This is a genomic window from Salinivibrio sp. MA607, assembly GCF_001996245.1.
Taxonomy (GTDB): Bacteria; Pseudomonadota; Gammaproteobacteria; order Enterobacterales; family Vibrionaceae; genus Salinivibrio; species Salinivibrio costicola.
On sequence record NZ_MUFJ01000015.1, the window covers coordinates 31,644 to 43,924 of the forward strand.

Annotated in this window: 12 protein-coding genes; 2 read left to right on the forward strand and 10 right to left on the reverse strand. The window is 48.8% G+C overall.

What is annotated here, in order from left to right:
- Window positions 1-68: 68 nt before the first annotated feature.
- Window positions 69-1,640, reverse strand: coding sequence for a murein biosynthesis integral membrane protein MurJ (gene murJ, locus BZG81_RS08755; RefSeq protein WP_077677188.1), 1,572 nt, complete (start codon window positions 1,638-1,640; stop codon window positions 69-71).
- Between the two features lie 275 nt (window positions 1,641-1,915).
- Here murJ and rpsT point away from each other — a divergent pair, with 275 nt between their 5' ends.
- Complete coding sequence (rpsT, locus tag BZG81_RS08760; RefSeq protein ID WP_021023304.1) at window positions 1,916-2,176, forward strand: 30S ribosomal protein S20; 261 nt, start codon at window positions 1,916-1,918, stop codon at window positions 2,174-2,176.
- A gap of 79 nt (window positions 2,177-2,255) precedes the next feature.
- On the opposite strand, the gene BZG81_RS08765 is transcribed toward rpsT, so the two are convergent.
- The 4 genes from BZG81_RS08765 to nhaA all read right to left on the reverse strand — a co-directional run bounded on the left by BZG81_RS08765 (window position 2,256) and on the right by nhaA (window position 5,053).
- Window positions 2,256-2,561 carry an ArsR/SmtB family transcription factor gene (locus tag BZG81_RS08765; RefSeq protein WP_077576778.1) on the reverse strand — a complete coding sequence of 102 codons (306 nt, stop codon included), beginning with the start codon at window positions 2,559-2,561 and terminating at the stop codon, window positions 2,256-2,258.
- 66 nt (window positions 2,562-2,627) lie between these two features.
- On the reverse strand, window positions 2,628-3,521 hold the full coding sequence (gene nhaR, locus BZG81_RS08770; RefSeq protein ID WP_077669397.1) for a transcriptional activator NhaR: 894 nt from the start codon (window positions 3,519-3,521) through the stop codon (window positions 2,628-2,630).
- A gap of 73 nt (window positions 3,522-3,594) precedes the next feature.
- Window positions 3,595-3,879 carry a hypothetical protein gene (locus tag BZG81_RS08775; protein ID WP_021023307.1) on the reverse strand — a complete coding sequence of 95 codons (285 nt, stop codon included), beginning with the start codon at window positions 3,877-3,879 and terminating at the stop codon, window positions 3,595-3,597.
- Window positions 3,848-5,053: a Na+/H+ antiporter NhaA gene (gene nhaA / locus BZG81_RS08780; RefSeq protein ID WP_077461730.1), complete on the reverse strand. Its 1,206-nt coding sequence runs from the start codon at window positions 5,051-5,053 to the stop codon at window positions 3,848-3,850. Before nhaA ends, BZG81_RS08775 begins: the two co-directional genes overlap by 32 nt.
- 435 nt (window positions 5,054-5,488) lie before the next feature.
- Here nhaA and BZG81_RS08785 point away from each other — a divergent pair, with 435 nt between their 5' ends.
- The gene (locus tag BZG81_RS08785; protein ID WP_077677189.1) at window positions 5,489-6,637 is read left to right on the forward strand and encodes a Na/Pi symporter; all 1,149 of its coding nucleotides are present in this window, start codon (window positions 5,489-5,491) and stop codon (window positions 6,635-6,637) included.
- A 126-nt stretch (window positions 6,638-6,763) separates the two neighbouring features.
- Here the strand turns inward: BZG81_RS08785 and BZG81_RS08790 are convergent, their stop codons facing one another.
- The 5 genes from BZG81_RS08790 to rppH all read right to left on the reverse strand — a co-directional run bounded on the left by BZG81_RS08790 (window position 6,764) and on the right by rppH (window position 12,091).
- Window positions 6,764-7,603, reverse strand: a complete 840-nt coding sequence (locus BZG81_RS08790; RefSeq protein ID WP_077677190.1) for a thymidylate synthase — start codon at window positions 7,601-7,603, stop codon at window positions 6,764-6,766.
- A gap of 88 nt (window positions 7,604-7,691) precedes the next feature.
- Window positions 7,692-8,489: a prolipoprotein diacylglyceryl transferase gene (gene lgt, locus BZG81_RS08795; RefSeq protein WP_077677191.1), complete on the reverse strand. Its 798-nt coding sequence runs from the start codon at window positions 8,487-8,489 to the stop codon at window positions 7,692-7,694.
- Between the two features lie 12 nt (window positions 8,490-8,501).
- Complete coding sequence (locus tag BZG81_RS08800) at window positions 8,502-9,311, reverse strand: sulfite exporter TauE/SafE family protein (protein ID WP_077576783.1); 810 nt, start codon at window positions 9,309-9,311, stop codon at window positions 8,502-8,504.
- Window positions 9,308-11,566 (reverse strand): phosphoenolpyruvate--protein phosphotransferase, encoded by a 2,259-nt coding sequence (ptsP, locus tag BZG81_RS08805; protein WP_077661342.1) that lies wholly within the window; start codon window positions 11,564-11,566, stop codon window positions 9,308-9,310. Before ptsP ends, BZG81_RS08800 begins: the two co-directional genes overlap by 4 nt.
- A 12-nt stretch (window positions 11,567-11,578) precedes the next feature.
- Window positions 11,579-12,091 carry an RNA pyrophosphohydrolase gene (rppH, locus tag BZG81_RS08810; protein ID WP_021023314.1) on the reverse strand — a complete coding sequence of 171 codons (513 nt, stop codon included), beginning with the start codon at window positions 12,089-12,091 and terminating at the stop codon, window positions 11,579-11,581.
- Window positions 12,092-12,281: the final 190 nt, after the last annotated feature.

Genomic DNA, 12,281 nt, shown 5'->3' on the forward strand with positions numbered 1-12,281 from the left:
AAAAACTGGCGGATTATATACTAGTCAGCGCTGGCAATCAGCCCTGGATTGATATTCCGCGCTTACCATCATCCTCGGTGGCGGATATCGCCTAATCTCACACCAAACATCACTGCCGTGATCAGATAGAGGCTCCCCCCGCCAAGAATACAGCCAGCCAGGCTAATGCTGCGAGAGAATAATGGCATAGCCACCCATTGTGACAAACTCGGCATCAAAACATAAAGCCCAATGACCATGGCACAAACGGCCACCAGTAACTTAACAATAAACGTCACTGTGTCTCGAGAAAGGCGATAAATATGACGACGGTGTAGCCCTTGATACAACAGGCCTGCATTAATCAGCGCCGATAAGGCCGTGGCCATTGCTAGCCCCACGTAGCTGAAGAAATAGGCAAAAATCGCATTAAAGACCATATTGCTGACCATTGCGATGACACCATATTTGACCGGTGTTTTAGTATCTTGGCGAGCATAATAACCAGGCGCCAGGACTTTGATCACCATAAAATTGACCAAGCCACAGGCATAAGCTACCAGAGATAGACTGGCCGCCTCCACGTCAGGCACACCAAATTCACCCCGCATAAACAACACCATCAACATGGGCTTGGCAAGCACAATTAATCCAGCCATGGCGGGGATCCCGAGTAGCAGAACCATACGTACGCCCCAGTCCATGGTCGCAGCAAACTGATCCGCCGATTTATCGACATGTTTTTTGGATAACGCGGGCAAGATCACCGTCGCAATCGCAATGCCAAATAACCCCAGTGGGAACTCTAATAAACGATCGGAGTAATACAGCCAACTGATAGAACCCGTCATTAAGAAGCTAGCAATAAAGGTATCGAATAACAGATTAATCTGACTGACGGATACCCCAAACAATGCTGGAATCATTAACTGTCGAATTTTGACAACGCCGGGATGATGCCATCCCCATTTAGGCCGCACGAGCATCCCCTCTTGCGCTAAAAAAGGCAGTTGGAACAAAAGTTGAATCACACCGCCTGCAAACACACCGATCGCAAGGCCTATTTCAGGTTGTGCCAAATGCGGGGATAGACCGATCGCCGCAGCAATAATCGCAACGTTTAAAAACACCGGCGTAAAGCTGGAAACTGCAAATTTATTCAGCGTGTTAAGGATAGCCCCCGATAGCGCAACAAAGGTAATAAACCACAAATAGGGGAAAGTGATTTTCAACATCAAGCTGGCCAACTCAAATTTTGCACCATCAGGCCCGCCGTCTAGCCAATCGACAAACCAACCGGTACCAAACAACGCGGCTAAAACGGGCGAACCGACCACACCTAGCAATGTCACAACAGTGACCAGCCCACCAAGCGTGCCGACCACATTGGCCACCAACTCGCGTGAGTAGGCTCGGGTGGTATCATCTTTATCAAGCGCCTGGTATTCGGTTAATACCGGCACAAACGCTTGTGAAAATGCCCCTTCGGCAAATAGACGACGCAAAAAATTAGGGATTTTATTGGCAAAGAAAAAGACATCGGCGGCCGCACCCGCGCCCATTAAGTTGGCAATGACAACATCGCGCACCAATCCTAAAACACGGGACACTAATGTCATGGTGCTCACGATGAGCCCAGAGCGTAAAAGTCGCTTACTCACGGTTACCTCTTGAAAACACGTGCCCGATGCGCGCGTTGCTTCTACTTTTTCGCCCCTGGCGATACGCCGAAAGGGAGAACAAATCGAAATATAGGTGACGTCGGGGCTGAAATGCTGATAGAATCAGCCGCCATATTAACTGTGATAACCCCGCAGCGCCAATACTACCTTGGAGCGGCGGATCTTTGCACAAATGAATTGACAATAGAGGCAAAAAGAGGCATAGTCCTCCGCCTTGAAATGTCACCGAACAAAAAGATTTGGGAGTTAGACCCTTGGCGAATATCAAATCTGCTAAGAAGCGTGCGATCCAGTCTGAAAAGCGTCGCCAGCACAACGCAAGCCGTCGCTCTATGATGCGCACCTATATGAAGAAAACTGCTTCAGCAATTGCTGCAGGCGACAAAGAAGCGGCAACTGCTGCTTTTGCACAAGTTCAGCCTATTCTTGATCGTTCAGCCACTAAAGGCATGATCCACAAGAATAAAGCAGCTCGTTACAAAGCAGCATTCTCAGCACAAATTAAAGCGCTGTAAGATTGCTCTTTGCTTAGAGATAAAAAAAACCGGCCCTGGCCGGTTTTTTTTTGCTTATCACTTGTTGCTTACCTAGGTGCTAATTTGCGGTTTCGCTGCAGTAGAGGTCATGTAAAAGCTGAATGACGGCAACGACTTCATCACTTTTTAGCGAATAATATACCGTCTGCGCCTCTTTGCGCGTTGTCACCAGACCATCTTTTCGTAACCAAGCAAGATGCTGCGATAAGGCTGACTGGCTCAGAGGAACCCGCTCCACTAACTGCCCCACCGACAATTCACCTTGTAGTAAATAACACAGAATAAAAAGGCGTTTTTCATTGGCCATGGCTTTTAGCAGGCTGACTGCCTTAGGCCCATTCTGCTGCATGCGGGCTAAATCCATTCAACTTCCATCATCAGTTAATACTCAATGGCACGAGTCTAGCACGATCTTTATGCTAGCTTGTAATTAAACAAACAAGTGACTGTAATCTGCCTCACAAATCCTTTTTACCGCTGGGTGCTGGATCATACGTTCCGCAAAGATGACGAAATATTCCTCTTTTACCATACTTAGCTCAGCAATTTGTATCGCTTGACCCAAACGGGTGACTTCCTCAGCATAGGTCGTAGGTGCAATAAATAACGCCTGATGACTAATCCCAAACGCTTTCATTAAGGCGGAATCGTCAAATTCTCCCAGAATATTAGGTACGATGCCTTGTTGATCAAACCACTGCGTTAACTTACGTCCCATTGCGGTCGATTTGCTAGGAATTAAGACTTTCTGTGTCGCTAAACGTATGGGTAACGGCACATCAGGATCTTCTGCAGGGTTTGATGAATATAAGCTCATGCTACTTTCACCTAACTTGACGCTAAACAAGCCGGCCTGTTGGGTCGAATCTATCGGGCAATCTGAAAGGATCATATCTAATTTATGCTCTGCGAGTTGCTCAAGCAGCATTTCATGCGTGGATTCAAAACAGCGCAGGTGGATGGCGTTATCGTGAGGTATCGCATGCAAGAGAATTTGGCTAATCAGCCGCTTCGATAATGCATCAGCAACCCCAACATCGAATAAGATATTCTCTTGCTGGCTGTAATTGACAATATCTAGCATTTCGTAGCTCAGACCAAACATACGATCAGCATATTTAAAAACCAGCTGGCCGAGCTCAGTGGGCTCCACGTAGCGCCCATTGCGTTTAGTGAGCTTACCATTTAAGCGCTGTTCCAGAGCCCGAATTTGCCCAGTAACGGTTTGTGGTGTTAAACAAAGCTTATCCGCCCCTTGGGTGATTGAACCTTGCTTGCAGACCATCCAGAAGTAGTACAGGTGGTTGTAATTTAGGTGAGCCATGCTGATAGATAAAAAAACGCCAGACGAAGCAGCTTACGCTGCCTCTCTGGCGCCTTCAAGTGGCATACGCGTTTTAGTTTTTCACATCGTCTTTATCAAGCGGCTTTCTTACCCGCTCACCCGCTCGATGCTCTAAAGCACGCTCTGAGAAGCTTGAGGATTTATCCTGTTCTTCTCTATCAACCTTATCAACGTTCGATGTCACCATCGCCTTTCCGGCCGCGACACCTGCGCGATAGGCTTGGCAAACATCGCTTTGGTCTTGCTTTCCGTTGCAATACATATCTTGGTTTACCGCCATGGCAGAGCCAGAGACGGTAACCAGGCTAGTAATCAACGCCAGTATTACCTTCTTCATACTCGTCTCCTTGTTCATCTGCAAGCGCGCTGGCTGGTGGCAGTGCAAAGTGCAACACTACGTAGCCAATCACGGCCGCCAAGGTCGATCCTATCAAGATACCAAGACGAGAGAGTGTGACGAACTCGCCATTCACACCAACAAAGGCCAGTGATGAGATGAAGATAGACATGGTGAAACCAATACCACAGAGCACTGACACGGCAAAGATATGGGTGAAATTCACGCGTGCTGGCAGTTTGGCAATACCTAATTTCACTGCGGCCCAACTAAAGGTAAAGATCCCAAGTGGTTTACCCAGAAGCAAGCCCAAGGCAATACCTAGCGGCAACATTTCCGTCAAGTTAGCCAGTGATACACCGTCAAGCGATACCCCAGCATTCGCGAACGCAAAAATTGGCAGAATCAGATACGACACGTATGGATGCAGCGCATGTTCCATTTTTTTCAATGGCGAGGGTGCATCATCCGTTTTACCTTTAAGCGGGATGGCAAAACCAAGCACCACACCGGCAAGCGTCGCATGAACACCCGATTGCAACACGCTGAACCATAAAATCAGTCCAACCACGACGTACGCAGGAATACTGGTCACTTTGCGCATATTCATCGCCACTAGTACCACAGTGGCTATAAAGGCTGACGCTAGGGCAACCAGCGATAGATCGCTACTGTAAAACAGGGCAATGATCACAATCACCCCAAGATCATCAATGATCGCCAATGCCAGTAAAAATACTTTTAACGCAAGCGGGACACGATTACCCAACAACGCCAACACACCGAGCGCAAACGCGATATCCGTAGCAGCTGGGATAGCCCAACCAGACACGGCCAGTGGGTCGCCCCAGTTGAACGCCAAGTAAACCAGTGCGGGAGCAAGCATACCTCCGATCGCTGCAACCGCAGGGAATGTGGCTTTGTCTTTTGAGTTTAGGGCACCTTGAACCAACTCACGTTTGACTTCCAAACCAATCAGCAGGAAAAAAATCACCATCAGACCATCGTTGATCCAATGACCAACGGATAAGCCTGCTACATAGGTATGAAGCGTGCTGTCATATAAAGGCTGTAAATCCGAGTTCGCTACGAACATCGCTAATACCGCCGCTACAATCAGCACAATACCTCCTGCGGATTCCATTTTCAGAAACTGACGAATGACATCAGTCATTTAGAGCACTCCATACAATAAAAGTGGATTTCAGTAGTCTAGACAGTCAGACCACTTTTAGAAAAATCGTTTGTTCTGATAGTAAACATCGGGAAAACCGATGTTAAAACTAACTTACCATTGATTTATTCGTAGTCTAACGCTTTTATATCCTGTTTACCGATTTATAGCTTAACGCTTTCTCTCTAGCATAGTGTCGATTTCAACCTTGTTGTTACATTTTTATCTCTGTTTTTTTCCAGCCGTGTCTTTAGGGACAAATAACACTAGGAATCAGGGGGCTAACAGCGCTTTTGCTGCGGCATATCCGTGCCAAGATCGTATTTTCAACTCACTGCAGTATTTATGTCATATTTCTGAAATATTCCCTTTTTACTATCGCCTCAGATTTTGCTTTGACACTAAACTGACATCGAATTGTCACGGAGATATCTTATGACTCCCCATGCTACAGCAGTAGAGGCAACTCAGAGCTCCTCAAATTGGTTCCGTTGGACCAAGCTTGCCGTCATGCTTTACCTCCTGCTCGTGGCCGTTGCCATGGTAGGAAGCGGCTTCAAATGGGCCATAGGCGACGAAGCGAAGACGCTCTTTGCGTTTGCGTCTCATCCCGTAGCTGGCTTAATGATTGGTATTGTTGCCACTGCATTGATTCAGTCTTCAAGTACCGTGACGTCTATCATCGTCGGCCTGGTCGCGGGTGGCTTGCCGGTTGAAGCGGCGATTCCCATGGTAATGGGAGCCAACGTGGGTACCTCAGTGACTAATACTATCGTCAGTTTAGGCCATGCCCGCTGTAAAGTAGAGTTTAGTCGTGCCTTTAGTTGTGCCACTGTTCATGACTTCTTTAATCTCTTTGCCGTGGCTATTTTTCTCCCACTCGAAATGGCATTTGGAATACTGAATAAAATTTCTGGCTGGTTGGTGTCGCCACTGGCACAAGCGAACGATATGAGTATCAAGGGGTTAAACTTTATTAAGCCATTGACCAAACCCGTCGTTAATGCTGTGCAATCGCCCTTGGATGCTATCTTTCCGGGCAACATTGGTGGCTTCGTGATGATTGCCATGGGGATTGTTACTATTGTCGTTGCCATCACCGTGATGGGTCGCGTGATGAAAAAACTGATGGTGGGTCGGGCAAAAGAGATGCTTAAAAATGCTATCGGTCGCGGTCCATTGCACGGTATTTTCTCAGGCTCAATCGTCACTGTGTTGGTGCAATCTTCATCAACGACCACTAGCTTGATGGTGCCATTGGTCGGCTCAGGCGTGTTAAAGGTGCGTGATATTTATCCATTCACATTGGGCGCAAACATTGGTACCTGCATTACCGCGTTACTTGCCGCCACAGCCGTCACGGGCGAGTTCGCCGTCTTTGCGCTGCAAATTGCATTAGTACACCTTAGTTTTAATATCCTAGCCACCGCGCTTATCTTTGGTGTGCCGTTTTTACGCGAATTACCGCTCAAAGGTGCAGACTTGTTGGGCAAAATGGCCGCCAAATCAAAAATGGCCGTCCTCGTTTATATCAGCATGGTCTTTGTTGTAATCCCAGGCAGCATCGTCCTCTTATCCCAATAAGCCTGAGATTTAGGTCACACACAAAAAACGCAGCCAGCTGGCTGCGTTTTTTTATTGAAAATTGGCTCAAGATGACACCAAGTCGTATCGCCTCGTTAACGTTACTGCCTATCAAACAGCAATACGTTAAACCGCAATCGGCGCTTTAATGGTCGGATGCGGATCGTAGCCTGCAATTTCAAAGTCATCGATTTTATATTCAAAGATAGAGGCAGGCTTGCGTTTAATGGTCAATGTCGGCAACGCACGCGGTTCACGCTTTAGCTGTTCATGGACAATATCATCGGTCAGATGGTTATGATAAAGGTGAACATCACCGAAAGTATGGACAAAATCACCGACCGCTAGGTCGCACTGTTGCGCCACCATATGGGTGAACAGCGCATAGCTAGCAATATTAAACGGCACACCCAAGAAGTAGTCTGCACTACGCTGATAAAGCTGGCATGAGAGCTTGCCATCCGCCACGTAGAACTGAAACAAACAATGGCAAGGGGCCAAGGCCATTTTGCCTTGCTCCGCGTTCTCTGATGGGCTGATGGACTCATCCGGCAAATCGGCAGGGTTCCACGCCGTGATAATATGGCGACGCGAATTGGGTTTGGTTTTAATTTGCTCGATCAATTGCGCAATCTGATCCACGGTTGAGCCATCTGGACACGCCCAAGAGCGCCACTGAGCGCCATAGACGGGACCGAGATCACCTTGCTCGGTGGCCCATTCATCCCAAATACGTACCTTGTTGTCTTGTAAGTACTGGATGTTAGTCTCGCCGTTAAGAAACCACAAAAGCTCGTGGATAATCGCTCGGGTATAGAGTTTTTTGGTCGTTAACAGTGGAAAGCCTTCAGCAAGGTCGAACCGTAGTTGGCGTCCAAATATCGATCGCGTTCCGACACCAGTGCGATCTCCCCTATCTGTCCCATTACCGAGAATATCCTGCATCAACGCCTGATACTGCTTCATAGTGTTTCCTATCATTGACCGAACAAACAAAAGGCACCGCTGAGGTGCCTTGGTGTATCACTTACTATAACCGATTCGCGTTATTCGGTCACTTGGCGGGTTGGCATCGATACGCCCATAGCATCATCAACGCCCCTACGATCACCATCGGCAACGATAAAAGCTGCCCCATACTGAATATTCCTGCAAATAACCCGAGATGTGCATCTGGCTCGCGGAAATACTCCACAATAAAGCGGAATGTGCCGTAACCGGCCAAGAAAAGCCCCGAGACCGCCCCCATTGGGCGTGGCTTTTTAATGTACATATTGAGGATCACAAATAACGCGACGCCTTCTAATGCAAACTCATAAAGCTGCGAGGGATGGCGTGGCCACGGGCCCCCGGTTGGAAAGACCATCGCCCAAGGCACATCCGTGATGCGCCCCCATAGCTCACCGTTCATAAAGTTGCCCAACCGGCCAGCGCCAAGGCCAAATGGTACTAACGGCGCAATAAAGTCAGCCACGGTAAAAAAGTGACGCTGCGTTTTACGTGCATACCATGCCATGGCGGTGATCACACCCAACAGACCACCATGGAACGACATGCCTCCTGTCCATACTTTGAACAAAAATAAGGGGTCGGCGATAAAAGCATCCAATTGGTAAAAAAGCACATAGCCAATGCGTCCACCCAATACCACGCCAAGAAAGCCGGCAAACAGCAGATCGCTGACTTCTTCTTTGTTCCAACCACTGTTGGGTTTTGTCGCACGATGGTTTGCCAGCCAAAGAGCAAACACAAACCCTAACAAATACATCAACCCGTACCAGCGTACCGCTATGGGGCCTAACTCGATTAATACCGGGTCGATTGACGGAAAGGTGAAATAACCTTCAGCCATGAATTTGATCCTTTATTTCAACAACATGCTAGCGCCGACAATAACAAGAAAGACGGCAAAAATACGTTTTATTTGCTCAGTAGGTAACTTCACCGCAAGCTGCGCGCCTACCCGTGTCATCCATACAGACGTGGAAACCACCCCGAGCAACGCGGGTAAATACAAGTATCCGACACTGAGTGGCGGTAAGGGTTCCGTCTGTCGCCAGCCCAACCACACAAAGCTAATCATGCCACCGAACGCTAATACCGCTCCCCCCGCTGAGGCACTACCGATCGCTTGATGCATGCTGACCCCACGCCAGTGTAAATATGGAACAGTAAAGGATCCGCCACCAATGCCTGCCAAGCTAGAAAGTGTCCCAATCAAGGTTCCAGCCGCAGAAAGCCGCCACCAATGCGGCAATGGGCGCGCTTGATAGACGCGGCGATTAAGTAACATTTGCAGTGCCATCGCAAGCACAATCACACCAAATAAACGGGGTAGCCAATCAGGAGGCAGCAAGTCAGCAAATCCGGCCCCAAGACTACCGCCTAACAGCATGCCAGGAACAAGCGCTTTGACCGCCTCGACATGCACATTACCTAAGCGAAAATGCCGCCATGCCGACGCACTTGAAGTCAAAACGATCGTTGCTAACGACGTCGCCAGAGCAATGGGCATCACCACCGTCGGTGAAATGCCAAAAACCGGCAATAGAAACGTTAAAGCGGGTACCACCACCAGTCCACCGCCAATGCCAAGCAGCCCTGATAAGGTACCTACGCACGCACCGACTAGCATGCAGACCACAAACAACAACAGTGTTAGGCCAGTGATCATCGCATTTGTCCGATTTTGACTAGCGCATCAAGCCCATGTTCGGCCAGAAAGGCTTCGGTCGATGCCCGAATCGCATCAGGGTCGTCTAATGTCAGCATAGTATTCGCCTGCACCACTAGCGCCTCATGCGGTAATCGACTTAACAGATATTTGATTTTGGCGACATTCCGAGTGTTCATACTCAGTTGCTGGTAACCCAATCCCACTAATAATGCTGCACCCACAGGATCGCCGGCCAACTCACCGCAGACACTTACCGGTAATTGATGGCGCGCACCCATAGTTGCAATGGATGATAAGGCATGGAGTACTGAAGGATGCAGGGCATCAAAAATATCCGCGACCCGCGCATTATTGCGATCAACGGCGAGTAAATATTGGGTCAAGTCATTGGTCCCTACCGATAAAAAATCGATATCACGCGCGATATTATCCAACTGATACAAAATAGAGGGAACTTCGACCATGATCCCGAGCATAGGGATATTAACGCTCTCACCCGTGCTCTCGGCCTCTTGGCTGACCTCTTGATACGCGCGGCTGACCAAGGTTTTCGCTTCCAATAACTCATTGCGGCCAGAGATCATTGGCAGTAGTAACTTAAGGTTATTTAAACCTATGCTCGCGCGTAACATGGCACGGACTTGGATCAAAAAGATATCCGGATGATCCAAGCTGAAGCGAATACCGCGCCACCCCAGAAAAGGATTATCTTCTTCCACACTTAGGTAAGGAAGCGGCTTATCTCCACCGATATCCAACGTACGCATCACCACAGGCTTATCAGGGTAACTGGCAAGAATGGCGCGATACTGTTTCACTTGTTCGTCTTCAGAGGGGAACCGGCGTAACATTAAAAAAGGGACTTCAGTGCGAAAAAGTCCTACCCCATCCACCCCTTGATTAATCGCAATTTGACTATCGGCACTAAGACCGGCATTTAAATGGACCTCAACCCGGGTGCCGTCTTGGGTTTGTCCCGGGCTGGCCAGTGCTGTCTCAAAGGTCGATTGTAAGCTGGCTTCTTCTTGAACCAATTGCTGGTATTCGTTGATCAAGGCCTCGGCAGGCTCGATCATTAATATCCCTTTGTGTCCATCGAGGATAACGGTTTTGTGGTGCAAGCGTGAGGGAGAAAAGCTGACTCCCATGATCGCAGGGATCCCCAATGCCCGCGCGAGAATGGCAGCATGAGAATTAGCCGCTCCCTGTTCGGCGACAACGCCTGCCAGTAAGGTACGAGGAATCGAAGCCAGCATACCGGCTGTCAGCTCGTGAGCCAGTAACACAACCGGTGATGAAATCGCTGGAGCACTGCCTGCCGGGGCCATCAAAAAATAGAGTAATCGCTGACCCAGTTCTTTTACATCGTCTGCGCGCGCTTTGAGATAAGGATCGTCCATCAGGGAAAAGCGTGCGGAAAAGGCCTCCACAGTTTGTCGCACGGCCCACGTCGCTTCATCGCCTTGCTGGATCCTGACCGTTATGTCTTCTCGCAACATGGGATCATTGAGCAGATGTACAAACAGATCAAAAATCGCTAATGCGTCTTTTTGTAGCTCCTTATCAAAGCGCTTACGCAAACGCCGGAACTCGGTACTGGCCTCATCAATCGCGGCGTCCAAGCGGTCGAGCTCTCGCGACACATCGAGACTGCTTGCCGGAGCAACGTCTTCTAACCTTGGTTGCGACTCGTCGCACCAAGCTTGAGCAATACCGATCCCCGGTGACGCCGGCATCCCTTCAAGTAAAATAGGCGATCGGGTACCTTGCCACCCCCCTTGCGCATCCGCATGGGCAAATACCACCGCCAACTGCGCGGCTAAGGTGACAAGAAACGACTCTTCACTTTCATCAAATTGACGCGGTTGGTGTTGCTGAACGACTAATACGCCCAGCACCTTTTTGCGATAAATAATGGGCGTACCCAAAAAAGATTGAAACGCATCTTCTCCGGTCGCTGGAAAAGGTTTAAACGCAGGATGTCGTCGTGCATAAGCGAGGTTTAAAGGCTCAGCCCGTTGACCAACCACGCCAACTAACCCGTCACCAAACGACATCGACACTTGCGCCGACGGATCGAGCCCCTGCGTTGCCATCAAATCAAAGCTTTGTTGCTCAAGGTTGGCGAGATAGACAGAGCAGCACTCGGTACGCATTGCCAAGCAGGTTTGTTGCACCAACGTATGCAGCGCCTGATCGAGATCGGCTGACACTGCAACGCTTTGCACAATATTCCTTAACTGCGTGAGCACCGAGTTTCTCCTTTACCCTCGCTTATTTTTACGTCGAGGTTTGCGTTCTTTAAAAGGCATCGCAAGCGGCGCAAACTCTTTCATTGCACGCCGATAGACTTCACGCTTAAATGCCACGACTTGACGCACAGGATACCAATAACTGACCCAACGCCAGCCATCAAATTCCGGTGTCCCGCCACGCAAAACGTTCACGTGTGACTCATCACACTCAAGCTTAAGCAAAAACCATTTTTGCTTTTGCCCAATACATACGGGTTTAGAATCCCACCGCACCAAGCGTTTCGGTAATTTATAACGTAACCAATGTCGACTAGTCCCCAAGATGCGCACATCTTTTTTGGTCAGCCCAACTTCTTCATACAATTCACGATACATGGCTTGCTCAGGACTTTCTCCTTCATCAATACCACCTTGTGGAAACTGCCATGAATGCTGACCATATCGACGAGCCCAGAGTACTTGACCGTGGCCGTTACAAATTACTATCCCCACATTGGGACGATAGCCATCGCCATCAATCACTGGACAACCTCAATGATAAATCTCTACTGAACCTGATTTTTTCACAAAAAGCGGCTGAGGGTAAACAAACATTGTGGATTGACCTTCTTTTTTGCGCTCTCGTCGTCATCTGAGGATAACTCACCCTCTAACAGGAAGTTATAAACATAGCAATGAGAGTTTGCGCACATTTATTCACGCTTTCTGTGGA